Raw genomic sequence first — 25,060 nt, forward strand, 5'->3', positions numbered from 1 at the left:
CAAAAATGGGCACAAAAAAAACTACCCCAAAAGAGTAGCTTGATTGCGTATAAAGTCGCCTAAAAATTAAGACTTAATTTTTATTAAACCTTAACAAGCATAAACGTCTTCGGCGTCCTTATAAGGACGGTAAGCGTTTAAGCGAGAAATATAAGATATTAAGTATAGGTGTATAACTTATACTTTCTTATATTTTAACAAAAAGCGTTACACACTCTTTGGCAGCTGGCTGACAATAGTTATGATAACCTTAGTCCCTATAGCTTTGCGTCCCTACATTTCCATAGGTTTGCCTATGAAGTTTCGAATACATTCAAAGAGTAACATAAGCCTAGATCTGATCGCATGATTAATTGGTATGAAATGAGTATAGGTAATTGCAATTAGTTTTTCTCATGTGATAGATATTATTTATCGACTATCCCGGAAGAGAATGGGATCCTTTAGGACTGGAGGTCTAATTAACTCCCCGATCCGAACAAACGCCGGAACCAATTCCACACATCGCCCGTGATGGGAATTAATCCGAAACCATGTTCGCCAACTGCGATTACACCATATGCCCATTGTCCGATAGCTATGGCACCCCCAGCGATCCTGCCTATCGCTATCGCACCAAACGCCGTATCCCCTATGGCGATGGCCCCCAACGCTTTTTCCGCGATTGCGATCGCTCCTACAGCCACTCCTGCAATCGCAATCGCTCCCACTGCGAAGCCAAGCCAGCTAAGTGCTATTGCTCCAATCGCTAACCACATTCCCAGTGATATTGCTCCTAAGGAAAGTACGCCCACGCTTATCGCACCTATGGAAATCAATCCGACAGCTACATCTCCAATAGCGATTAAACCAACAGCTGTCTTTACACGGGGTTTACTTCCATGACCATACTTTTGACCTGAGTATCGCCCTAAATTACTACGAATACTGATGACCGGAAATGAGGGAGAAGGCCATTGATAATCAATTTCTCGTCCATCAAAGCCCCTAGAATCCGCCCAGCGCGTTACAAATTGATGCCATTTCATATCCATCCCGTCCCCCTTTTCAAATTACCTAAATTATACAACCCCGGGGGTTGGCTGTACTCAGACTCTGACCTGAAATTCATCTCATCCTCTGGACCGATATATACTCATTAGGATTACTGTTTGGGAATAGGATCAGGCTTTCCAAATAAATATCCCTGAAACAACTGATAACCACTCTGCTTAAGCCATTCAAAGTCCTCTCTAAACTCCACACCTTCTGCTAAAGGAACAGATTGGATTTCTAAAGCCTTTTCTAAAAATTGTTTAGCTATTTTCTGTTTGTTCGGATCACTGGACACGCCTTGAACATATTTCATATCTAACTTCATGTAATGAGGTTTAAGCTCCAATAACATCTCGATCGTGCTGAAGCCCTCACCAACATCATCTAAAGCGTATTCAAATCCCCGATCCTTGTAATATGTCAAAATAGCTTTCAAATGAGCGAGATCATCCACTTTCTCCGTCTCAACAACTTCAAAGACAAAAAGAGAGGGGTCGACGCCTAATTGATTGGCCAGTTCAACGGTTGATCTTAAGCAGAACTCTGGAGCGTAAATTGATGTAGGGATAAAATTAATAAACGTTTTTTTATTTAAGGGCGCAGCATATTTTACGGCAGTCATTCTACATAACCGGTCTAAAGCATATAAACGCCCACGATTCCGTGCTGCCGCAAAGATCTCATTAGGATAGATAAGGGATCCATCTTCTTTTTTAAATCTCGATAAAAGCTCGTATGCAAAAATCTCTTCCCTTACGTTCACAATCGGTTGGAAGTAACAAGTAACAAGACCCTTAGTGATAACCTCATCAATCCACTTCATATCCATTACAGTAGACATCTCGGATAGAGGTCTCCATGCTTGGTCATCTATACGAAATTCAATTTTCCCGGACTCCATATGATCGTTACAGAAATCTAGAAGATCTCGCGCTTCAGCTTCCTTAATCGTAATCACATTTTCTTCTACCTTATGTATCGTATTACTTCTACTCAAGTGATGAATAACCTCAGGTAAAACCCTAAGATTAAGCTCACCATGAGCCTTGATTTGAAAATTCAGCTCTCTTACTACACAATGATTACAAGCCATATTCATAACCCCTTTAATAATCGATTCTCTGAAAAAGATCCCGGAACGGCTCTTCTCAATCGAAATCCGTATACTCCAGTAAATATGTCGCGTCTAACACGGTGATCTGCTGATGTTGAATCTCAATAATCTTTTGCTCTTGCAGATCTTTAAGCACAAGGGTAGCCGTCTCCCTTAACGTTCCGATCATATCCGCGAACTGCTGATGGGTCAATCGAAGATCAATCCTCTGTTTGCCTTGCTCCTCTACTCCAAATCTTTGGTATAGTCTTCTCAGCGTAAATATCGCACGCGCTCTCGCATCATGAAATTTCATTTCATGTAATAACCGATTCGATAAAAATAAACGGTCCATTTGCAGCAGCATCAATTGCTCCTTAATCAACGGGTAATCGGCAAGCATCTGCTTAAAAAGCTCATGTTTAATCTCAAATAATACAGTATCATTCATAGCCACCGCAGACAGCACTCTTATATTGGAGGGATGGATCACTTCCAGATCGCCAAAGAAATCGCCTTTTCCAAAAAGATCTACGGTATGCTCTTTCCCTTTCGTGGTAGCGTACACCCTTATAATCCCCGAATAGATAATGTAGGCATAATCCCCCGGATCTGATTCTGCAAACACCAGGGTCCCCTTAGAATATGCCTTATAAGTGAATAATCCTGAGACCGCCTCGATCTTCTCCGAGGGTAAACCTTGAAAAAAGCGAGTGCCAGTCCAAAAAGAAGCTTCCATCTCATTATTCCTTTCTAACACATTCCATAGTTTTGTATGCCAACATACTGATAATAAATCATCATCCTGTTATATTCTATCGTAACGTTGTCACATAGGCTTGATGCCAATACAAATTACAAAGGAGATCCATTCATGAAATATAATTTTGACGGAAAAGGACTTATTGAAACGCCAGATGTCGTGTTTGAGAGCAATCCGCTGCTAGAACTGAGCATGTACAACAATCATATTAAAGAGATTCCCGATCAGCTCTTCCTTCATGACGAATTAGAGGCACTTAATTATGCGGGCAATGAAATCGAACAGTTATCCGAGAACATCGGTCGCTTAGTTCACCTAAGAATGCTGGATTTAGGCCATAATCGGCTGAAGGTGTTGCCGGAGAGCATTGGCGGATTGCAGGGGTTGGATTCTTTTCTATACCTAAGCAATAATCAGTTCGAACAGCTGCCGGAGCAGCTCTGTATTCTCCAGAAACTTAAGTATCTGAACGTAACAGATAATCATCTCAAGCAATTGCCTGCCCGTATAGGCGAAATGAGCAGTCTGATTGAATTGCGGCTTTATTATAATCAGCTAGAATGTTTACCTGATTCGATCACACAAATAAAAGGGCTAAGAGAGATCCATCTCTATGGTAATCAACTGGTCATGTTACCAGAACATTTGGGTGCTATAGAAGAACTTCGGATACTTGATTTAAGTGATAATCGAATCACTAAGCTGCCTTCATCTATCGGTAATTTAAGCAAGTTAAGAAGACTGAACCTTAGAAAAAATAAACTTAATCAGCTTCCTGAGGAAATAGGTCAATTAAGCAGCCTTGTTGAGCTTGATTTAAGAGATAATCATCTGCAAGAAATCCCGGATTCGATTCTACAACTTGGACGATTAGAGAAACTGGATTTAAGATGGAATCACAGCTTAAGAAGAACAGAATTATTAGAGCAATTAGAGCAAAGAGGATGTATCGTTTATAAATAACAAAAAAAGCCTCCAATTAAAGAAGCTTTTCACTCAAATCCATAATATGCGTAACGCGATTTCTCCCCTGTTCTTTCGAAGCGTAAAGCGCATGGTCAGCTTTTTCCAGAAGAGTGATGTCTGTATCGGTTGCTTCAAAAGTAGCTATGCCGATGCTTACCGTAACCCTGCCAATCTCCCAAGTGGAGCTGGCTATGAATTGCCGCAAATTGTCCGCTATAGCCTTGGCATCCGATGAATCTATATTAGGCAGCAGAAGGATAAACTCCTCACCACCATACCTAGCTACGATATCTTCTTTACGAGATTGGGATTTCAGGATACTCGCCAATTTCTCCAGGACATAATCACCCATCTGATGACCGTAGGTATCATTCACATTTTTAAAGTGATCAATATCTAAAATACATAATGAAAAAGGCGCCTGATCACGGTGATACGCTGCAATCTGCTCTTCCAGCTTTTCTTGCAGGAACCTTCTATTCTTTAATCCAGTAAGCTTGTCTGTAGTAGATAGCTCTACTAAAACGGCATTCATCTCCAGCAATTCAGCTTGCTTTTGCTCGATTTCAAGGTGGATTTGTTTGAGCTTTGCCAGCGCCTGATCTTTTTCCCAATAGGCCTCTTCTATTTGCTTCTTCGCAGATCGTAACTCTAGCTCATAATCAATACGTTTGCCCATCTGTACGAGAATACAATCAATGACCTCTACACCTTCACACTCGAGGCGTCTACCATTTAACAAGTAAGGGACGGCTTGTCCCTTGCTGTCCTTCAAATTGATAAATAGCTCTTCTACATGTCCATTCAGATTGATAAAAGGATAGAAGTATGAATGAAAAATAAGCTTGTTCGCCGTAGACATGATAGATTCAAAATGTTTATTTACCAAATCAACCTGCTGATATCCCATCCCATCCAAAAAGGTTTGATTCACATTGAGGATCATTCCTTCATGGGTAATGGAAACATATCCGCACGGCGCATATTTTAACCGGTCATCCATTGTCTAAATATCCTTTCAACACCATAATCTTCTCCATCTCACCTAAGATACTCATTAATCAAAGTAATGGTCTCCTGTGGATGGCTAATATGCGGATAATGGCCCTTGGCCTCCATTAACCGGAACGTACTATTATTCAAGTGTCTATGTAAATATTCTCCTACTTCTATAGGAACGATACTATCATCCGAGCATTGCAATATGAGTGTAGGCACTGTCGCTTTAGGCAGATCTTCTCTATGATCCGAAAAAAATGTAACTTCCGCAAATTCTCTAGCGATAATAGGGTCGGCCGAAATAAAACTTCGTTCCAGCTGTTTAGTCAACATTGGGTCAGGGTTATTCATCGCAAGTGGAGCCATAAAGCTAGCCCAGCCCGCGAAATTCATCTCCATCATATCCAGAAGCTCAGTAATATCACTTTTTTCAAAGCCCCCGAAATAAGCATCTCCCTCATTTAAATAACGTGGGGAAGGTCCGATCATAATCATTTTATCAAAATAATCCGGCCGCTCGATTGAAGCAAGCAAACCGATCATAGAGCTAATAGAATGGCCTATAAAAATAATATCCTTGAGTTCAAATGTTTCGATGACATCTAGTACATCCTGTACATAACCATGGAGAGTATGATATTTATCCGATGTATATGCGCTTAAATCTGAATGGCCTGAGCCTACATAATCAAATAGAACGATTCGATACTTTTTCTCAAATGATGGCGTAATAAACTGCCACATGCTTTGATCACACCCAAATCCATGCGCAAAAAGGATAGTTTTTTCTCCTGCTCCAATGACTTTTACATGATTCCGCACCATAACATCGTTCATTTCATATAACTCCTCTATAGTTAGCATTCTCTCTATTTTGCAGGGTTCCCCTGGAAATATCAAGCGTATAAAAAACTCCGCTAGATTAATCTCTAGCGGAGTTTTATGTAACATCCCGTTTGGGTCATCATTTGGCATAATGGTAGCGTGCTGGGGCACTCCTTCGTTTAATCCGATAACATTTTGCCCGAAAAAATTGGTTGGCGGACCCAGCAGACCTTAAATGCGCCATTATTCCATATTTGAATTGCTATCGGACTCCACTGCAGCTATTGGCGCGAAAACACCAAATATGGGTCGATTTATATGAAATAGCGTCTCTGGAGTCCGAATCCCTTCTCAAAAGACTGAAAATTTGCGAATAACGCCATCTGGGTCCCTAAGACTCCGTGGATAAATTGTTGAGGCAGAGGTAGACAACCAACATTTAGAATGCAGAAGTCCAACCCGCATCAGCAGCGATGATAGCTCCGTTCACAAAACTGGAATCATCCGAAGCCAGGAATAACGCAACTTGTGCGATTTCTTCAGGTGTACCTACACGAGGGATCACAGCCTGTGTTAATTGTGTACGGCTCACGCCGAATTCATTTATATTTTTCATTGAAGCACTGATGTTTGTGGCAGTAGCTCCCGGTGCGATAGCATTACAACGAATCCCTTTGTTGGCATACATAAAAGCTGTATTTTTCGTCAAGCCTACTACAGCATGTTTAGAGGCAGTATAAGTTGCTCCCGCATGGGCACCACTTACGCCACCTGTAGAAGCGGTATTAACGATAACCCCTTTTCCTTTTTCCAGAAAAATAGGCATTGCTTTACGAGTGGACCGCATTACACTTTTGGTATTGATATCAAAGATAAGATCCCATTTCTCGTCGCTAATGTCGCCAACTGGCTCAAACCCATCCATAATACCGGCGTTATTAACAAGAATATCTAGTGTTCCGTATTCTTTTACTGCGGTATCAATCATGCTATCGATATCTTCAACTAGGGCAACATTTACTTTCAGTGCCTTAGCTACTCCACCATTACTGTTGATCCCTGCAGCTACTTGTTCTGCACCTTCGAGATTAAGATCGGCTACAATCACTTTCGCCCCTTCTTTAGCGTACAACTCTGCGATAGATTTCCCCATACCTGATGCCGCCCCGGTAACCACTGCAACTCTGTCTTGAAGTTTCATGTTGGAAGTCTCCTTTACGTTTATCTATAATGTAAATATCAATATATAAAATCTCTTTAACGCTTAAAATTTATACTACTCAAGTTTAATCCTCTAAAATTTAACTATCAATATACAAATGGGACACCAAATGTTCATAAATATATATAATGCAGGATTCTGTTCAAATAGGATTAGAAAATAGACAGTTAGGTGGTCTTCTGTTGCTTAAAAATAATCGGAGAACTAGCAAATCGCGTAAAGAGCTTAAAAACGCATTGATATTAATCATGGAAAAAAAGAATTTCCGCACCATTACGATAACCGATATCGTTACCCTTGCCGATTTAAACCGCGGAACCTTCTATAAACATTATCAAACCAAAGAAGAACTTCTGAATGAGCTAATTGATGATGTGTTGGAGGATTTAATTAAGGCTTATAAAGAACCCTATCTTCATACCGATAAATTTATAGTTAGTGAGCTGACCACCTCGAGCATCAAGATTTTTGAACATGTGGTCTCTTACTCTAATTTTTATACCATCATTATAAATTCCAATGTTCTGCCAGGGTTCCAAAATAGGATTTGCGACCTCTTAAAGGAGCTCACCAAGCGGGACTTAGTCGCAGTTAATAACACTAATACCAATGTTAATATCGAATTGTTTTCCAGTTATACCGCCTATGCTCTATTTGGATTAATCATAGAATGGGTAAAAGGCGGATTTAAATATACAGCTAACCATATGGCAGAGCAGCTGATTGAGATTCTGTCTTTTAATTCACATAATGTGATCATCAATACTTCAAATCAACCGATTAAACAGAATTCCATCCCTGTTAACGGCGACTGATTTACCTCAAACTATCAAAAGCCACTCCAAAATAATGCTGGAGTGGCTTTTGATATGCAATTTACAAACTAAGGTCTTCTGTTTCCACCACCGCCACCTGGACCTTGATTAGTGTTTGCGGTTGTTACTCCTGATTCATTTAGCCAAGTTACGCTGCTGGTAATTTCGAACGCTACTACTTTTGTTCCTCCTGTGTATTCACCATCCGTATACAGTCCGTTCGCTTCACTACCAGTCGAGGTACCTCCCGAGTAGAGGGTGTAAGAACCTCCGTCCTTCAGATCCGGTGAACTAATCACCACCGTTTGATAGCTCTTCGAAGGAGCAAAGGTCAGGATTGTGTTGCCTTCGCTGTCCTCTAGATGAACCAAGGTTCCAGCCTCCTGGGTCTGAGGGAAAGTCATGCTCACTGCATGTTGGCTAGAGGTGTCAGACGGTGCTTGTGCCATGCCCGAACTTCCCGCAGCCACCAAAATTCCTCCACTCTGTTCAAAGCTACCGTCGAAATCAAGTGCACCGTTACCGCTATTGGTAGGTCCATTGACAATAACCGTGCCACCCGACATTGTGATGGAGCCGTTCGAATCCAGCCCGTCACCTGAAGCATCCACCGTTAGTGTTCCTCCACTAATCGTTAGCATATTGCTAGCAGAATCGCTGAATTGATCCTGCTCCTGAGGGCCGCCGCCTACAGTCGCCTCATCGTTACCTCCTGCTACATTCACTCCATCATCAGAAGCAACCACATGAGCCTCGCCACCGGAAATCTCGATGTTTGCTCCTTCAATCCCTTCGTAGCTCTTCGTAATATCAATTTTGCCACCAGATATCGCCACCAAGGCATCCGCATGGATTCCATCGTCGCCAGTTTTGATGTTGAATTCTCCATCAGCTATAGCAATGTTACTGTTGCTGTGCACTGCATCATCAGCAGAATCGATGGTAAAGGTTCCGTTGTTTAAGCTAATATCTCCTCCAGCCTTCAATCCTTTAGTACTTGGTGTTTCCGATTCTGTAGTTGTTGCCGTTGTTGTCGTTGTTGGTGCTTCCGTTGTTGGTACCTCCGGTTTTGTTTCTGGCATCGTCTCTGGTTTTGTTTCAGGTATTGAGGTTCCTGTTGTTCCTGGTGCTTGATCCCCTGTTCCCTGACCTCGGCCACCTCTCATGCCCATACCTTGCCCTTGATCACCTGTTTTCACTTCACCCTTCTCGTTGCCCCCACCCGTAACTATGGTGTATGTTCCGCCATCTATTACAAGTGAAGTCTCAGCTTGAATTCCATCATTACCAGCCGTAATATCAAATGTTCCTGCTGCTATTGCTATGAAGCCTTTGTCCGTCTCAGTATCGTTGGTTGATTTCATACCATCGCCTTCTGCCGTTATGCTGATATTTCCGTCTTGTACAGCGACAAGATCTTTACCTACAATCCCGTCATCGGCAGCCTTAATTTCAATAGTGCCACCCATAATTTTCAGATCGTCCTTGCTCGTAATTCCGTCATTATAGTTAGCGGAAACAGACAGCTTCCCGGTACCATTAATCGTTAAATCCGCTTTACTGAAGATAGCCGCACTTGGTTCATCTGTAGTTTCATCGGCATACACGTAAGTTGCTCCATCAGATACGGAGTTCTCCGTCCCGTCTTCCAAGGTAATGATTACTTTGCCCGCTTCTTTAATATCAATTGCAGCACTATCGCTGTTCGTGATGTTCACACCGTTCAGTACCAAGTGCACACTACCTTCATCCTGATTATTAACTACAATCTGTCCATCACTCAGCTTACCAGACAGCACATAAGTTCCTGCTGCAGTAATTGTCACTGAGCCATCCTTAGACTCAGCCCCGGTGCCGTCAACAAGCGCACTTGTTCCAGCCAAAGCAATTTCCGTCGATTGGTCAGCCGTCCAAGTTGTATTAGAATCCTCTTCATCGAACGTCACCAGATCGGACAATTTGGCGCTTGCCAGTTGTACTCCCGTGGCAGCCCCGTTCTGAGTTATCGTTGTTCCCGAGGCTGCTGCTGTACCCGCCGCTTCAGACTGTGTTGTTGTGGAATTGGTGCTGCAAGCCGACATAAGTAATGCACACAATAGCAAGATTCCTACTTTACTTCCGGTTATATATTTATCCATTTTTCATCCATCCTTTCGTTATCTTAATAGTCATTAGCAGTTGGAGTCATGGTCAGCGAGAGGTCTAAATTACCGTTCCGGGTACGAATCGCATCCAAAAATTCCTTCTGGTTCACAGCCTCACCCAGCGTTACAGCGTAGACCAGCTCATATAAACTGCCAAGCTCAGTTGTTCTAATCTTTTTAAGCTCGTACCCAACATTATATTTATTGAATACTTCAGCGAAGGCTTCCTCATATCCCAGACTCTCCGGGATGGTTACCTTTAATGTTTTTTGCGACGTTGTTCTTACGCCAAAGTTAGTCCGGTTAAGGATAAACATAAGGGCACATAGGATAAGGGTGAACAAAACTGCATATCCAAAGGAACCCACTCCGCAGGCAAGTCCAGAAGCCATGGTGAACAAAACAAATGTGATATCCTTCGGATCGCCCGGCGCACTTCTAAAGCGAATGATGGAGAACGCCCCGGCAAGACTGAAAGCTCTGGCAACATTACTGCCGATAAGCAAAATGATGATTGCCACAATTACGGGCAGCAGTACCATCGTCAGTGTGAAGCTTTGCGAATAGCCGCTGGCATTCGTCTTCATATAGGTGTAGCTAATGATCCCGCCAAGAGCAATAGCTATAAAAATAGTTAGCAGTGCGTTGGTAAACGTTAACTCTGTACTAGTTGCTACGGTAAATAATGAATCAAGCATAGAGGGCACTCTCCCGTTCTGTTTTACTGTTCTTCAGCATTTTTTTATATTCGTTGCCGTACTTGGAGAAGCTTGTACGGTACATTTGATGCTCTGAGAGCATTTTGGCCAGCCAGACCGGAATCGTGTTCTCAGCCTTTACTTCCATAAGCCACTGCCCCGGCTCCAGCAAGGGTTCGCCATGAACACCGTGCTCCATCTTCAGATCGTACCGGCGGCTGCGAATATTTGTATCGAATGTAATTCTTAGATCGCGATTGTTTTTACAGAACAACGCTTTTCGGTCATAAGACAGATACACCTTGGGCTGCAAATCATAGCGTGTCAGAAAATATTTGATCTCTTCAATCACCTGTTTATTCATGTAATCCTTGAATTCCGGTTCCATGCCGGTGGCGACAAAATCATAAGCCTCGTTTAATTTGAGCGACGTTCTTCTTTTATTAACAAGACCAAATACCTTCTTCTTGATTTCCAGATACACCTTCGTATCTTGATTTGGAACACCGTAAGCTCTTAAACGAAGCTTCTCTTTGTACTTGGGCTTCGCAAGACTGTTACGAATCAGGGTATTGTGCTCCGTGTCATAATATAAGTTGGTTATGGAGTAAAACTCATGTTGCTTGTTGAAATCGTCTAGTTCCATGTATTCAAGCAATTGGTTATAAAATTTATAGTAGGCTTCGTTGTCCAACAAATATTTGTTCTCATAACGGTTGAATACCTCAATCGCCATATGTGATCAATCCTTTCTGTTTATCGTTGTCTCGTGTGCTTATGAATGTATCTTAGATCCCAAACCTTTAATGAATCTTAAATGGTTTTACAAATTATTGATTATCTTTTACATTCCCTTAACACAGGTGTACATCGTAACTGCGGTGTATGTTGGACTTCCGGCCGCTGTTGTCTCTCTTCATTAAGGTTCAATAAAGGTAATACTGATATAATGACCTCAATAACAAATACTGGTTCTATGTAGGGGATGGCAAAACCATGAGAATATTAATAGTAGAAGACGAGCTTCATCTCGCTGAAGCCTTAACTCAAATATTAAAAAAACATAATTATTCGGTGGATGCAGTCCATGACGGCAGGTCGGGTCTGGATTATGCACTGAGTGGAATCTATGATTTGCTGCTGCTCGACATTATGCTGCCTGAGATGGATGGGGTTAGCGTCCTCAAGATGCTGCGAAAAAAGGGGATACCCACTCCCGTTATCCTGCTTACTGCAAAGGGTGAGATTACAGATATGGTCACTGGGCTGGACTATGGGGCTGACGATTATATCGCCAAACCTTTTTCCTCAGAGATCTTATTGGCAAGAATAAGGGCTGTACTAAGACGTAAAGGCGAGGTGATACCGGATGATGCTTTAAAGTTCGGGGATATTGAACTGAATACATCCAATCTGAAGCTTACCGTGGGTGGCAAAGAGATCAAGCTCAATCTAAAGGAATGTGAACTATTGGAGCTTCTTATCTTGAGGAAACAAGCCGTAACCTCCAAAGAACAAATTATTGAGAAGCTGTGGGGCTTCGATTCTGATGCTGAGCACAATAATGTAGAGGTGTATATTTCTTTTTTGAGAAAAAAACTGACCTTCTTAAATTCGACCGTACGTATTAGTACGATCAGAAACGTAGGGTATGTATTAGAGGTGACGACCTAATGTTCACGAAGCTCAGAAATCGGTTTCTTATTGTTAACTTAGTCACTATCTCGGTGATCATGCTGGTGGCCTTCATCTCGATTTATGTAATTACGTACCAAGATGTCCAAAACAATATTCAGATGGATCTTCACAGAATCATGGAAAACTACAAGTCTCCCGGTGGTGATACAGGACGAATGGGCTCAACTAAGGGAAGTTCCCAGTTACCCCATGCTGATAATAAACGTATGGATAACGGGACTCCACCTCCTGAACGGTCAGTCTCATTTATGCTGAAGATAGATACAGCGTCGAACCTCATAGGGAAAGATTCCAAATTTACTATGGACGATGAATTTTATAATACGGCTCTGCAAGAAGCGCTAAGTGCCGGTAAAGATACCGGAAGGTTCACCTTGGATAGCAGCAAATGGATCTTCAACATCCAGCATACGAGTGATGGGGCGATGCTTGTATTTCTGGACATCACTGCAGAGCAAAAAATCCTCACCAATCTAATCTATACCTTCTCTGTAGTTGGCTCAGTGATGCTGATTATCTTGTACTTCGCTAGCCGCTTTTTTGCTAATCGTTCAATTGCGCCGGTAAAGGAGGCTTTTGAGAAACAGAAACAATTTATTGCGGATGCTTCCCATGAGTTGAAGACGCCGTTGACCATTATTAACACCAATGCGGATGTTCTCCTGTCCAACAGTGATGACACCATTCACAATCAGTCCAAGTGGCTGCACTATATCAAATCGGAAACAGAGAGAATGACCAGCCTGACCAATGATCTGCTGTACCTGACCGAGATGGACGATTCCAGATCGAGAATGATTTATTCGAAATTCAATCTGAGCGACGTGGTTGAAAATATCATTTTAACGATGGAAGCTGTAATCTTTGAGAAGCATATTTCCCTTGAATATGACATCGAGCCTGATCTGACAGTGCTAGGCAATAGTGAACAGATCAAACAAGTGATTATGATCCTCTTGGACAATGCTGTAAAATATTCGAACCCTAAAGGCTCAGTCACCTTATCCCTTAAAAAACAACATAATGACATGGTGTTAGCGGTCACCAATACGGGGGAGGGCATTGCACCGGAGCACTTAGCGAGCATCTTTGACCGATTCTACCGTACAAATGCCTCCCGGGTGCGTAAACAAGGAGGATATGGCCTAGGGCTGGCGATTGCCAAATCCATTGTTGAACAGCATAAAGGAAAAATTTATGCCAAAAGTTTCGTCGGCGAGTCCACCACGTTTTACGTACATCTTTCATAACTACAAGTAAAAAAGACTCAGACCCTGTTATCTCTAAGGTTTGAGTCTTTTTATTTACTTTACACTTCGCCCCAATAAATTTCCGTCTTATAATCAAAAAACACTTGCCCACCCTGGTTATTTCGTTCAAAAATATTCCGCAGCTCAGCCATCATATTCTCATAGCTTGGATCTCCGGGGACCGGAGTGTAGGAAGACGATCGAAGCCGCCCGCTTAAGCCCTCCAAATCAAATACCTGCTGATTGCTAAAATGCGCTACTTGCATCTGTTCTTTCTTGAAAAAGGAACTAAGGATCTCAGGGGTAATGTTCTTATGATTAACTTGAGTGTAGTTCGTGCCGAAGGTCTGCAGCAGCTGCTCATATTCCTCCAGAAATGGGGTACCGTAAGTAAGCCGGGAATTCCATATCAGAATAACTTTTCCACCCGGTTTTAGAATCCGCTTGAATTCCAATTGCGTTGCGTCCCTATCAAACCAGTGAAACGCTTGGGCGCATACTATAAAATCCATCGACTGATCTGATAATTCTGTATGTTCAGCAGACCCCGGCGATACAGAGAAATGGTTATCCTTTGCGAACTTCTCTTCCGCAGCTCTACGCATTTCCGGATTGGGTTCAACGGCAGTCACACAACTCCCGCGCTCCAGAAGTAATGCTGAGAATATTCCTGTTCCTGCACCAATATCAGCAATATCACAATTGGGTTGGAGCCCAATAGTATTGTACAAATAATTAATGGCTTCTCCAGGATAGCTCGGCCGATATTTCACATACGAATCTACCCGATTAGAAAATATTTCTTTGCTATTCATCCTTCGTCTCCTCCTAGGCGCTCAGGTTCATATTCACTTAATTTACCTTGGTAAACCAATCTCAGCCGATCACTTTGGCGAAAATCATCCGGAGTAACGAGTGCAGGCAGCTTATTCCATAACTTAATACCCGACCGCTCTAGAATTTCCGCTACAAATTGCGAACAAAAATAAGAGTTGCTGAATTCGACAGGCTCCTTTAGGGCAATGCCAATTACGCCGAGAATATTATAGAGATACTTTTGACGGCTTCGGATAAAGACTTGCAAGACCCGCTCCATTTTCTCCACTTCGCGGGCTGTAACTTGAAGTTCATATAGGACACATGTTGTATTTGGATATTTGCTGAACGTACCTGTCTTAATATCCTCCTTCACAAACCCTCCATTCAGGGGGTTGCTCGGATGCTTCCTGCCAAAGCTATACAGCTCAGAAAGCTCTCGATTAAAGGAGATCGAGGCATGATTATAGGGTGCTTTTGTATAGCCTTGAATGAGCTTCGTAAAAAGCGTCCCGGTATTCGTCAGTAATATAAAGACCGATGGATCTGCTGCCATTTACAATTTTCCCCTTATCAAGTTTGAACGTTTCCTTCATAATAACATATGAACCCATTAATGGAATCTACTCTAGGACAAGTTGGTGATCAGTTATCGACCGCTCTTTATTAACTATAATTCTTATCTTTGCGGCCCTATCGGCCATTCACTTGATGTATGTAGTTATAGGGAAGCTACAGCCAAATAAAGATTATACGGGCATTGGCTTTCGCATCAAGACGTGGTGGGGAATGCTTTTTATCTTTTGCCTAGCTACCCTATTTAATCCCCTCGTCTCTCTGCTGTCTCTCATGGTCCTCTGCTTCTTTGCACTGAAGGAGTATTTCTCCATGATGAAATCACGAAAATCCGACCGCAGGCTATTTCTGTGGGCGTACTTATCCATTCCGTTACAGTTCTACTGGATTTATATCGAGTGGTACGGAATGTTTATTGTCTTCATCCCAGTTTATGTATTCTTGCTCCTACCACTGCCCAGAATGATTAATAAAGGCACGGTTGGTTTTATGCGTAGTGTCAGCTCCACGCAATGGGGGCTAATGCTGATGGTATTCGGGCTTAGTCACTTGGCCTACTTTCAATTTGCTACACCGGAGTATGGAGCCGGGCTTGTACTTTTTCTAGTAGTGCTAACGCAGCTCAATGATGTGGTCCACTATCTGGCATCACTTTATGTAGGGAAGCGTAAAATAGTTCCCACCGCCAATCCGTATTTGACTTGGGAGGGTTTCGCTTTCGCATTTGTCATCACGACAGGAGTTTCCTATCTAATCTATCCCTACCTGACGCCGCTCAACCCAATCTTCGGGTTACTGTCAGGCATGTTGGTCAGCTTGAGCGGCTTCTTTGGCAGTTTAACGGTTTCCGTGTTAAAGCGGGATCTGCTAATCGGCGATGGCGATAAATTCGTGGCTTTGAAGCAAAGCCATTTAAGCCGGATCGATAGCTTGACCTACACTTCACCGGTCTTTTTTCATGTCATTCGTTATTTTTTCGACTTCATGTAGATCATCTGATGGGAAGCTTGAATCAGCCCTTCCATGAATGATTATGCAGTATCTTCATCATCTGTTCTTGATGGCTGGCGAACTGCTTATATCGATGTCCGTTGGCGCCCGAGGGGTGGGGAAATCCCCATAAGCAGCGTTGTTTATCTAGCTCACCTGCGGACACAAGGAGTTGAAGTATACTTTCCACTGTTTTTCCTAAGGGAATAATTAAGGCCCGGCTCAGTATGTTCAGCTCCTCACGCAAGGAAGATAATGCCTGCGCCCTGAGGAATGAATTTGAAAGTAGCTTGGGCTGGGTCCCACTATAATTTTTCTTATCCACGAACACAGGAAAACGCAATAAAGAGCTGGTGTGCAGGATCGTCTGCTGCTGCTGAAATAGTTCTTCACAAGAGGTTAGGTTCAAGTGTTGATGCAGTTTAAGTGTATCTAACATATGAATTAACGTGTTCCGCATGGAACCTGCGAATCTCGCCGCTTCCTTTGCTGTTCTACATACCTCTTCATCTGGCAAACCAGCTTCCAGACCTATGATCGCTTCTTGTATCGCTAAACCCATTTGTGTGAACCCGGGTGTTAACCCCATAATGATCACCTTAGCAGAAGGATTAATGTACTCATTATGGGGCGCATAATAAATTTCCACCTTGCCATTACGCTCCATTAGAAGCTTATCCACCTGCAGATCCTCTTTAGTTAGCACTGTACCCTTCGGGAGTGAGAGGATCGCCGATTTATACTGATGCAGATAGTTAGAGAGGAGCATATCATCTGCCTCACAGGTCTCTATTTGTTATCGAACCACTCACCAGACGGCCTTCGTACCAGACAGCTTGGCGCTGCGCTCTTCGGGCTACTGCTTCTGCCGAACAGCTGGCATGCAACAGCACAAAACTAGCAGTGTCGCCAACCTTTGGCCATACCTGCTCGCCTTTTGGATCAAGGGGTGTTAATCCTCCTGTTATAAATCCGAGGGATTGAGATAATGCCAATTCATCGTTGCAGCCGTACAACTCCGCGTAACGTCCTGCCTTTTCCAATTGATCTCCATTACCAAAAGGGGACCAGTGATCGGTAAGACTATCTGTTGCCAGCTTCACTTTTACCCCTTGGCTATGCAGCATCGGAAGTGGCATCATCATTCTTCCAATAGGCACTGTGGATGCAATAGTCATACCCAGTGATGCCATCCGTTTAGCTACCTCTTCTGCCTCTTGCTGCTGAGCTCCTGCGAACCAGAACGCATGACTGACCGTGACCTTTCCTTGCAAGCCAGCTTCTTCCGTCAGATCAGCTAACCGCGTCAGTGTTTTCTTTCCCGCTTCTTTTCCATCATGTAAATGAATATCAATGCCGGCATTACTCATCACTGCTAGTTCCACCATCGTCTGAAGTGACTTCTCGATATCTCCATCCACCGTATAAGGATCTACTCCGCCTACAAAGGTTGCCCCCTCTGCCAGAGATTGTTTTACCAGTTGCACAGAATCCGAGCGCAGCAGGCCATGCTGCGGAAACGCCACAATTTCAGCTGAAATTGTGCCCGCGAATGTATTTAATGCTTGTACAGTTGCCTCTAATCGCTGCAAACCACTGACAGGCTCAATATTGCAATGGCTACGCACATGTGTGGCACCAAACCCCTGAATAAGCGTCAGGATGCTCTCTGCTTGTTGTCTCGCCATGGGCAGCAGCTTAGGCAATAATACCTTCTCTTCCTCAATCCGTTCGAAAACACTGGACGCAGGCTTTACCGCTCTCCATGGTCCACCGTAATACGTTTTATCTAAATGGATATGTGCTTCTTCGAAAGAAGGCAACATCAACAACTCTTTACAGTCATATTTCGGGAGCTGGCTCTGAAGCTCTATGTCTGCTCCAACAACTTCTGATATCTTATCCCCGTCAATGCGGAGATGACAAATCTTCGTATTCGTACCCGCTACTTGCCCATCCTCAATAACATAACCTTGTTCTAATCTTATATTGGTTAACCAGTAAGAAGCATTCAACATGCTACCCCATCCTTTTCTCAACAATTTATATAGGAACGGACCGCTTTACTCTAAATGTTACCATAGCCCTTGCCATATAAAAAATGATTGAGAAATTTCAATAGCTACAGATCAATCTGCCCCCGATGTTTGACTCTGGATCTAGCTTCTCTACTATGACTAACTTCCTTGTTCAGCAGTTCATCCATCCGAAGACACTTCAGACCCTTTTTATCCATTTCTTTTAAGACTTCTTCTAATCCAGTGATCATATTCAAGGGCGCTTCTTCATCTGCCCACGGTGTATCTCCGCTGTCGTGTAGAACGATGATTGAGCCTGGTTTTATTTTTTTTATTAAGGCATCCTTTAATTGTTCTGCACTCAGTGACGCTTTCCAATCTCCGACCATGACAGACCACAATACGATTCGATAAGATTCTCTTAGCAAAAAGAAATCCCCTAAATTAAGAAGCCCCCAAGGTGGGCGGTAAAAGATAGGCCGCTCTCCTGTAATTCGCTCAACAATGTCTGCTGTGCGATCTACTTGCTTCCGTCTATTGGTCCAGGGGAAGTGGATCCAGTTGGGTGTATGAGTATAATTATGAATGCCGATTTGGTGTCCTTCTCTGTGCATACGCTCGATCAATTCCGGATATTGCTTTGCCTTTTTGCCTAATACGAAGAAGGTCGCCTTTATGCCATGCTCTTTTAATAGATCTAGAAGTTCAGGTGTATAACAAGGATCCGGACCGTCATCGAACGTAAAGGCAATTTCCTTCTCTGCACCTACCTCCGAGTGAACCCCCCATCCCAATATTCGGGTAAGTGCAAAAGGAACGATCATATAAAGAACAATCACATCCACTGCTAAAATTATGAAGGCCCACATTAGGAAGCCGCCTCTGTCTTACGCGGGGCAAACCGCGCTTTCAAGGACTGCTTACTAAGCACAAGCATCATGGGAGATAACTTCTCTGTGCTGTCCTCTACACGATGTTTCCCTTCCGGATGCAGCATGCGCAGTAAGAAACGAAGGTATATCCCGAACCAGTGCCGCTGCCATTTGGACTTGATGGGGCGCTGCTCAAAACCTATTCCATGAATAATCCCCCGGTGAAGCAGCGTAATCCCGGTTAGCGCATTTACTTTGCTTAGTTCCGGATTGCTGTCTAGATCACGACTGATCTCCTTCATAGCCTCGCGAAGCATGCGTGCCGTACGAATTCCGGCCCGATCTGCACCAAGCGTCCGTGTCAGCTGCACGATCTGGCGATTGTCCAAATGAAGCTCACCCACCCAATCTCCAGGAAGTATCCGTTGCCCATCTTGGCAGACCAAAATTTCTCCGTGATATTTCAACACTACCAATTTACATATCCCGTATCTACGCACGGACTGACTACGAAATTTGGTGATGACAGCAAATATGTTCTCCCACATCATCCAAAGGGATTGTGAGAATAATTTTATAAATGGAACTGAGGTTATCATCATTTTTCCTTCTTTCCTGTTTGAGTTTATCTTCTAGCAAAATCCTTCACTAAACGCCGCGTATACCTGCCGATCATCTTTACCAGACTGTTTCCGAGATAAGCACCTATCCATAGAGACACTGCACCTAACAACATGAAGAAAAGTGAGATGTTGAATGTTTTATTTTCAATCCCAAATAGCGTTATAGAGGATACATCTAATAAATACAGGATAGGTGACAACAGGAGAATAATAGGGGTCAAGTAAAAAAGAGTGGCACAAATGAGACTGACCATGCCGATGCCAAGTTGCAACATCAACCCTATAATCGCTCTCCAGTTATGATTATCCTGCAACTCCATCTTCACCTTTTCCCACAAGCTGCCTTCTTCGTGAGATCGGGTTGGTAGCGTGCGAACGGAGATATCCGTATAGACTTTAGTTCGAATTCGCTCATACTGTAAAAAAGTCTCGGTAGAACGCAAAACATAATAGAGGATCGGAATCCCCACTAAGGTGAAGGACATCGCAACTCCAAAGGTAATGCCCACCAAATAAAAACAAAAGTAAAATAGCCCTGTGGCAAAAGTAATTAATAAGAAACAGAAATTTCTCACATGTTTCCGTATCATTTGATTCATGCTTTTCTCTCCCTCTCTGCAATAAAAAATTGTTCATATCTAAGCAACTCTTATGCTAGTGCTTTTGGTGTAAAATCGACCAGTGCCATAATGTCATATGACAAAAAAAACACCCTACTGCCCACTCCCACAAGGGAAAGCAAACAATAAGGTGTTTCTCAATTTTAACTGATTTAGATTTAGTCAGCGTTAATCCGAAATGCCAAAAGCCTTCTCGACTGCCTCCTCACGGTTTCGTACCCCGAGCTTAGCATAGATGGTGGACGCGTAATTTCTCACCGTTCCATCGGACAGATATAGTTTAGCGGCAATAGATTTATAACGCATTCCCTTCGAGAGGCATTCTAGAATCTCCAGCTCACGCGAGGTCAGCCCATATTCATTATTCTTCTCCGTCGGCGACGCCTCTGAAGCTGGATGCATCTCATAGTGATCAATTAATACATTCGTAATATCGGGTGTAATCATCTTTACGCCCCGATGTACGAGACGTATTCCTTCGAACAGCTCCTGCGGCTCGGTAGACTTTAACAAGTAACCATCTGCCCCATTTTGCAGTGCCTCGACTGCCATATCTGCTTCTTGAAAAGTAGTTAGGACCAACACTCGTACCCCTGGCCACTTTTGCTTAATAAGCTTAGTCGCTTCTGCACCGTCCATGTCTGGCATATTTAAGTCCATCAGCACCACGTGAGGTTGTTCCTGCTCGCAGAGGCTTATTGCTTGTTCACCATTCTCAGCTAACCCAATAATCGCAAAATCCGGCTCCTGCTCTAGAATAATTCGCAGACTATCGCGGATATAGGGTTGATCATCCACCAGCAATAAACGAACCGTTTCCTCCTGTATCTCTTCAAGCCTTGGTAAACTGCAGGTCACTAAGGTTCCTTCCCCTGGCTTAGAGTAGAAATACACCTGTCCTTGCAAGTTGGAGGCACGCTCCTTCATCGCATTCACACCAAATCCTGCTTTTAAATCTTCAGTGCCTAATCCATTATCCTGCACATCCAGCCGAATCAACTTCTCTTCATAATGTAAGCTGATGACAATTTCAGTGGCGTGACCATGACGTGCAGCGTTGGTTATCGACTCCTGCAAACATCTGTATAGTGCCATTTGGGCCTGCTTAGATACTGTATACGGCTCTCCGAATGTTCTTAAGCGAATCTTAACCTTGGAGAAGGTCTGGAAGTCATCCACTAATTTCTGTAGGGACTGCATAAGCGTCAATGCATCCTCCGAAGCGCCCACATGGTGCAAATATCGCCGAACATCATCCAAGCCATTGCGGGTTAGCTTTAACAAGGCATCTATTTTGTGCTCTCCTTCAGAGGTGTTCACCTCCGAACGTAAAGTCTCTAGCCCCATAATAATTGAAGTATAAGAATGCCCCACCGTATCATGCAGATCTTTGGATAAACGATCTCGTTCTTCCAGAAGTGTCATACGTTCAACTTGCGAGATATACTGCTCTAAAACAGCATTTTGCTCCTTAATAATTCTACCCTGCTTGTGATTCACCACTAGTAAATGAAAAGCGAACCCAAGCGTATACACTAAACCCATGTTAAAAATCATTGATACAGCATCCATTTGTTGTGACAATCTAGATAACATAATTGGAATCAAAATGACCGTGATCGGAGCTGTCCAACGATAGGACTTCTCTGCACTATTGCTGGCAATCATAAAAGCGATAGGCAGAAAAGTTACGTATGATTCAGGAAACAAAGCAGCCAAATATAAGCAAAGTCCACCCGAAAAGAGGATCTCCGCCATCAGATAATACTTGTAGTGCAGCTGCAAACAAAACCAAGGCACAGAAAAAGAGACCACGCCCCAAACAAACGCGATCCAGAACGGAATCGTAAAATCCTCCGAAAGATAACACATGGTGACCAAAAAAGAAGTAGAAAAACAAATCCGAAACAGGAGGACGAGCCAATCGTACCAGAACCACTGTTTGACCAGATTAAACAAGACATTTCCCCCTATATACTCTGCTGACTTAATCTTTATTATAGTGTAACCCCTTAAGGGCTCACTAGTTACAAAAAGTCATGAGTTGAGATGACATTCTTACTAATGGTGTAATTAGTGTAATTGATCATTCAATGTCCCTCTGAATAAGCAGCTTTTTAAATCAAAACACAGACTGTATGATAGTACATATTATTTATCCATAAAATTGTAGTAGACCAATCAAACCAATAGGTCCGTAAATTTCATAACGTATGACCAGTATCGGGGGAATAATAACTATGTTAGCCGCACTACTTCATGGCATTGCACTAGCCTTTGGATTAATTCTTCCACTTGGCGCACAAAATGTCTTTGTATTTAACCAAGGGGCCTCGCAGCCACATTTTAAAAAAGCCATTCCCGTTATTGTTACAGCCGCTTTATGCGATACCCTGCTTATTTTATTAGCCGTATTAGGTGTTTCAGTCCTTGTGTTTGCCATCCCCGTTCTGCAGACCGCTTTATTTGCTGTAGGACTTTTATTTCTTTTGTATATGGGATGGTCTATCTGGAAAAGTACACCGGCATCGTCAGCGCAAGACGCAACCCCTTTATCCTCCAAAAAACAAATCCTGTTCGCGCTGTCCGTTTCTTTATTAAATCCACATGCGATTTTGGATACTATTGGCGTTATCGGCACTAGCTCGCTTAGTTACACAGGTGTAGACAAAGTTGTATTTGCTGGCGCGACTATCCTAGTGTCATGGATTTGGTTCTTTGGGCTGGCTGTAGCCGGAAAAACCGTAGGACAAATCGACTCAAGTGGCAAAATCATGCGGATCATTAATAAGATCTCCGCGATCATTATCTGGACCGTTGCTGCTTATATTGCCTTCAAGCTTTTTTAAATGGAGGGAAAAGAATGCCGTACACGAATTTGCCGTATAATTATGTCCAATTTACACCATAATGTACTAGAATTTTGACTTACGGCGCAGAATGAGGTACATTACAATTTGGACGAACAATTAACAAACCAAAATACTATAATGTTCGCATTTAGAGGTGTAAATTATGAAAGAAGTATTCGATTATGAAGATATTCAATTAATTCCTGCAAAATGTATCGTAAACAGCCGTTCGGAGTGTGATACATCAGTCACCCTCGGTGGGCATAAATTTAGATTGCCGGTGGTACCTGCCAACATGCAAACCATCATTGATGAGAAGATCGCTATCTCCTTGGCGCAAAATGGCTATTTCTACATTATGCATCGTTTTGAACCGGAGAAACGTACGTCTTTCATCAAAGACATGCACTCCCGTGAATTAATCGCATCCATCAGCGTCGGAGTTAAAGAAGAAGAGTATGATTTCGTCGAACAATTATCCAAAGAACAGCTGGTTCCGGAATTCATTACAATTGACATTGCACATGGCCATTCCGAAGCAGTCATTCGGATGATCAAACATATTAAACAATACCTGCCTGCTAGTTTTGTTATTGCAGGAAATGTAGGAACACCTGAAGGCGTTAGAGAATTAGAAAACGCTGGGGCTGATGCTACTAAAGTTGGGATTGGACCAGGGAAGGTATGTATCACTAAGATCAAAACTGGATTCGGTACAGGCGGCTGGCAGTTAGCTGCGCTACGCTTGTGTGCCAAGGCTGCAAGCAAGCCTATTATTGCCGATGGAGGCATTCGCACACACGGTGATATTGCTAAATCCGTACGATTTGGCGCTTCTATGGTCATGATTGGTTCACTATTTGCTGGTCATGAAGAATCTCCGGGTGAAACCATCGAAATCGCTGGGAAGCTCTATAAAGAATACTTTGGCTCCGCTTCAGAATACCAAAAAGGTGAAAAGAAGAACGTCGAAGGTAAGAAAATTGCGGTTGAGCATAAGGGGGCTTTAGCAGAAACCCTAAGAGAAATGGAGCAGGATCTTCAATCCTCCATCTCTTATGCAGGTGGCAATAAATTAGAGGCTATCCGTAATGTGGATTACGTTATCGTTAAGAACTCCATTTTTAATGGAGATAAAGTCTATTAATTGAATACACAGGTGGGCAGGATGACTTAGGTCAATCTTGCTCACCTTTTTTTATGAGAACGAGTTCCGCTGGCCTACTTTGGGGTAATGGTAAGAATAAACTTCTATTAGATCACAATAGAGAGGATTATCCTTATGCGGCAAGCTATGATTATTATTAACCCCTCATCCGGTAAAGAGGAAGCCAGCCAATATGTCAGATACGCAACAAGAGTCCTAAGTGACAAAGACTACTCCGTTACGATCAACGAGACGGCAAAAGAACTAGACGCCACTCGTTATTCCATCACTGCTTGTGAGGAAGGTTATGACCTGGTTGTCTCTATCGGCGGGGATGGCACGCTTCACGAGACCATTAATGGTCTTATCGATCAGGAACACCACCCAATATTAGGTGTGGTTCCTTTAGGAACGGCTAATGATTTCGCCCGTGCATTACAAATTCCACTGAATCCCGAAATAGCCATTCAAACCCTTGCCTCCTCTAACCTAAAAAACGTAGATATCGGTCGCTTAAATGACCGCCTATTCGGCAACGTTGTTGCTGTAGGTTCAATTGCCGGATCATTATCCTCTGTATCCTCCGAAGATAAAACCAAACTCGGCTCATTGGCATACTTGAAAGAAGGTCTTAAACAACTTACAAGCCCTACAGCCCACCCCCTTGTCATTCACCATGATGAACAAATATGGCAAGGAGACTCCTTACTCTTTCTCGCCGTATTAACCAACTCAGTCGGCGGGTTCGAGAATCTAATACCGGATGCTGCGGTTGACGACGGTCTGCTTCATTGTTTTATTATTTTGGACCTCAGTATATTCAATACCATTACAGCCAGTATATCTTTACTGCTGGGTACCCTCAAAGATCATAAAGACGTTGTCTATTTCACAGCCCACAATGTAAGTGTAAGCTCTCCAGAAACCGTAAGAACCAATGTAGATGGCGAAGAAGGTCCAACTTTGCCTATTACACTAAGTGTTCTCCCTCGTCATATCCAAGTCATTGTGCCAGAAGTGGACTAACAAACAAAAAGC

25 protein-coding genes and 1 riboswitch are annotated in these 25,060 nt (G+C 43.0%); of the genes, 8 read left to right on the plus strand and 17 right to left on the minus strand.

The annotated features are described in order from the left end of the window. Positions 1 to 217: 217 nt before the first annotated feature. A riboswitch (cyclic di-GMP riboswitch) is annotated at positions 218 to 304 on the minus strand. A 157-nt stretch (positions 305 to 461) separates the two neighbouring features. From MKX34_RS31420 to MKX34_RS31430, 3 genes are all read right to left on the minus strand, one after another. After that, complete coding sequence (locus MKX34_RS31420) at positions 462 to 1,034, minus strand: hypothetical protein (protein ID WP_244886409.1); 573 nt, start codon at positions 1,032 to 1,034, stop codon at positions 462 to 464. Positions 1,035 to 1,144: 110 nt separating this feature from the next. Beyond that, positions 1,145 to 2,032 carry an EAL domain-containing protein gene (locus tag MKX34_RS31425; protein WP_306018811.1) on the minus strand — a complete coding sequence of 296 codons (888 nt, stop codon included), beginning with the start codon at positions 2,030 to 2,032 and terminating at the stop codon, positions 1,145 to 1,147. Between the two features lie 151 nt (positions 2,033 to 2,183). Next, positions 2,184 to 2,867, minus strand: a complete 684-nt coding sequence (locus MKX34_RS31430; protein ID WP_076140610.1) for a Crp/Fnr family transcriptional regulator — start codon at positions 2,865 to 2,867, stop codon at positions 2,184 to 2,186. A gap of 135 nt (positions 2,868 to 3,002) precedes the next feature. On the opposite strand from MKX34_RS31430, the gene MKX34_RS31435 reads away from it, so the two are divergent. Then, entirely contained in the window at positions 3,003 to 3,854 is an 852-nt protein-coding gene (locus tag MKX34_RS31435) for a leucine-rich repeat domain-containing protein (protein WP_076296991.1), read from the plus strand. 16 nt (positions 3,855 to 3,870) lie between these two features. Here MKX34_RS31435 and MKX34_RS31440 read toward each other — a convergent pair whose 3' ends face one another. The 3 genes from MKX34_RS31440 to MKX34_RS31450 all read right to left on the minus strand — a co-directional run bounded on the left by MKX34_RS31440 (position 3,871) and on the right by MKX34_RS31450 (position 6,882). Continuing rightward, a complete protein-coding gene (locus tag MKX34_RS31440) occupies positions 3,871 to 4,860 on the minus strand; it encodes a sensor domain-containing diguanylate cyclase (protein ID WP_076296990.1) in 990 nt (329 codons plus the stop codon). 38 nt (positions 4,861 to 4,898) lie between these two features. Further along, positions 4,899 to 5,693, minus strand: a complete 795-nt coding sequence (locus tag MKX34_RS31445; RefSeq protein ID WP_036682278.1) for an alpha/beta hydrolase — start codon at positions 5,691 to 5,693, stop codon at positions 4,899 to 4,901. Between the two features lie 427 nt (positions 5,694 to 6,120). Next, on the minus strand, positions 6,121 to 6,882 hold the full coding sequence (locus tag MKX34_RS31450) for an SDR family oxidoreductase (RefSeq protein WP_036682280.1): 762 nt from the start codon (positions 6,880 to 6,882) through the stop codon (positions 6,121 to 6,123). 269 nt (positions 6,883 to 7,151) lie between these two features. Here MKX34_RS31450 and MKX34_RS31455 point away from each other — a divergent pair, with 269 nt between their 5' ends. Continuing rightward, positions 7,152 to 7,718: a TetR/AcrR family transcriptional regulator gene (locus MKX34_RS31455; protein ID WP_063829811.1), complete on the plus strand. Its 567-nt coding sequence runs from the start codon at positions 7,152 to 7,154 to the stop codon at positions 7,716 to 7,718. 68 nt (positions 7,719 to 7,786) lie between these two features. Here MKX34_RS31455 and MKX34_RS31460 read toward each other — a convergent pair whose 3' ends face one another. From MKX34_RS31460 to MKX34_RS31470, 3 genes are read right to left on the minus strand one after another with little or no spacing between them, the layout of a single operon-like run. After that, entirely contained in the window at positions 7,787 to 9,856 is a 2,070-nt protein-coding gene (locus MKX34_RS31460) for a carbohydrate-binding domain-containing protein (RefSeq protein WP_076296989.1), read from the minus strand. Between the two features lie 23 nt (positions 9,857 to 9,879). Further along, positions 9,880 to 10,560, minus strand: coding sequence for a DUF4956 domain-containing protein (locus tag MKX34_RS31465; protein WP_076132792.1), 681 nt, complete (start codon positions 10,558 to 10,560; stop codon positions 9,880 to 9,882). Further along, positions 10,553 to 11,296, minus strand: coding sequence for a polyphosphate polymerase domain-containing protein (locus MKX34_RS31470; RefSeq protein ID WP_076105108.1), 744 nt, complete (start codon positions 11,294 to 11,296; stop codon positions 10,553 to 10,555). Before MKX34_RS31470 ends, MKX34_RS31465 begins: the two co-directional genes overlap by 8 nt. Positions 11,297 to 11,556: 260 nt before the next feature. Here MKX34_RS31470 and MKX34_RS31475 point away from each other — a divergent pair, with 260 nt between their 5' ends. Next, positions 11,557 to 12,234 carry a response regulator transcription factor gene (locus MKX34_RS31475; protein WP_036682288.1) on the plus strand — a complete coding sequence of 226 codons (678 nt, stop codon included), beginning with the start codon at positions 11,557 to 11,559 and terminating at the stop codon, positions 12,232 to 12,234. Next, entirely contained in the window at positions 12,234 to 13,508 is a 1,275-nt protein-coding gene (locus tag MKX34_RS31480) for a HAMP domain-containing sensor histidine kinase (RefSeq protein WP_076296988.1), read from the plus strand. The genes MKX34_RS31475 and MKX34_RS31480 overlap by 1 nt, the downstream gene beginning before the upstream one ends. A gap of 59 nt (positions 13,509 to 13,567) precedes the next feature. Here the strand turns inward: MKX34_RS31480 and MKX34_RS31485 are convergent, their stop codons facing one another. Then, positions 13,568 to 14,323: a class I SAM-dependent methyltransferase gene (locus tag MKX34_RS31485; protein ID WP_076296987.1), complete on the minus strand. Its 756-nt coding sequence runs from the start codon at positions 14,321 to 14,323 to the stop codon at positions 13,568 to 13,570. Next, positions 14,320 to 14,880: a hypothetical protein gene (locus MKX34_RS31490; RefSeq protein ID WP_036682293.1), complete on the minus strand. Its 561-nt coding sequence runs from the start codon at positions 14,878 to 14,880 to the stop codon at positions 14,320 to 14,322. The genes MKX34_RS31485 and MKX34_RS31490 overlap by 4 nt, the downstream gene beginning before the upstream one ends. A gap of 95 nt (positions 14,881 to 14,975) precedes the next feature. Between MKX34_RS31490 and MKX34_RS31495 the strand changes: the two genes are divergently transcribed. Continuing rightward, on the plus strand, positions 14,976 to 15,890 hold the full coding sequence (locus tag MKX34_RS31495) for a phosphatidate cytidylyltransferase (protein WP_076099755.1): 915 nt from the start codon (positions 14,976 to 14,978) through the stop codon (positions 15,888 to 15,890). A gap of 22 nt (positions 15,891 to 15,912) precedes the next feature. On the opposite strand, the gene MKX34_RS31500 is transcribed toward MKX34_RS31495, so the two are convergent. The 6 genes from MKX34_RS31500 to MKX34_RS31525 all read right to left on the minus strand — a co-directional run bounded on the left by MKX34_RS31500 (position 15,913) and on the right by MKX34_RS31525 (position 21,982). Next, entirely contained in the window at positions 15,913 to 16,572 is a 660-nt protein-coding gene (locus MKX34_RS31500) for a uracil-DNA glycosylase family protein (protein WP_256717289.1), read from the minus strand. Between the two features lie 97 nt (positions 16,573 to 16,669). Further along, positions 16,670 to 17,908, minus strand: coding sequence for an amidohydrolase (locus MKX34_RS31505; RefSeq protein ID WP_036682298.1), 1,239 nt, complete (start codon positions 17,906 to 17,908; stop codon positions 16,670 to 16,672). A gap of 104 nt (positions 17,909 to 18,012) precedes the next feature. Continuing rightward, positions 18,013 to 18,777: a polysaccharide deacetylase family protein gene (locus tag MKX34_RS31510; RefSeq protein ID WP_076099757.1), complete on the minus strand. Its 765-nt coding sequence runs from the start codon at positions 18,775 to 18,777 to the stop codon at positions 18,013 to 18,015. Beyond that, positions 18,777 to 19,382 carry a hypothetical protein gene (locus MKX34_RS31515; RefSeq protein WP_038573845.1) on the minus strand — a complete coding sequence of 202 codons (606 nt, stop codon included), beginning with the start codon at positions 19,380 to 19,382 and terminating at the stop codon, positions 18,777 to 18,779. The genes MKX34_RS31510 and MKX34_RS31515 overlap by 1 nt, the downstream gene beginning before the upstream one ends. Before the next feature lie 23 nt (positions 19,383 to 19,405). Next, positions 19,406 to 20,002, minus strand: a complete 597-nt coding sequence (locus MKX34_RS31520; protein ID WP_036682302.1) for a sensor domain-containing protein — start codon at positions 20,000 to 20,002, stop codon at positions 19,406 to 19,408. Between the two features lie 189 nt (positions 20,003 to 20,191). Then, positions 20,192 to 21,982: a hybrid sensor histidine kinase/response regulator transcription factor gene (locus MKX34_RS31525; RefSeq protein ID WP_076099758.1), complete on the minus strand. Its 1,791-nt coding sequence runs from the start codon at positions 21,980 to 21,982 to the stop codon at positions 20,192 to 20,194. Positions 21,983 to 22,263: 281 nt separating this feature from the next. Here MKX34_RS31525 and MKX34_RS31530 point away from each other — a divergent pair, with 281 nt between their 5' ends. The 3 genes from MKX34_RS31530 (at position 22,264) to MKX34_RS31540 (ending at position 25,048) form a co-directional block, all read left to right on the plus strand. Then, complete coding sequence (locus MKX34_RS31530) at positions 22,264 to 22,872, plus strand: LysE/ArgO family amino acid transporter (RefSeq protein ID WP_036682305.1); 609 nt, start codon at positions 22,264 to 22,266, stop codon at positions 22,870 to 22,872. A 166-nt stretch (positions 22,873 to 23,038) separates the two neighbouring features. Next, a complete protein-coding gene (gene guaC / locus MKX34_RS31535; RefSeq protein WP_036682307.1) occupies positions 23,039 to 24,022 on the plus strand; it encodes a GMP reductase in 984 nt (327 codons plus the stop codon). Between the two features lie 135 nt (positions 24,023 to 24,157). Beyond that, complete coding sequence (locus MKX34_RS31540) at positions 24,158 to 25,048, plus strand: diacylglycerol kinase family protein (protein WP_036682309.1); 891 nt, start codon at positions 24,158 to 24,160, stop codon at positions 25,046 to 25,048. Positions 25,049 to 25,060 lie beyond the last annotated feature (12 nt).

Source organism: Paenibacillus sp. FSL R5-0636 (genome assembly GCF_037974255.1).
Taxonomy (GTDB): Bacteria; Bacillota; Bacilli; order Paenibacillales; family Paenibacillaceae; genus Paenibacillus_AQ; species Paenibacillus_AQ odorifer.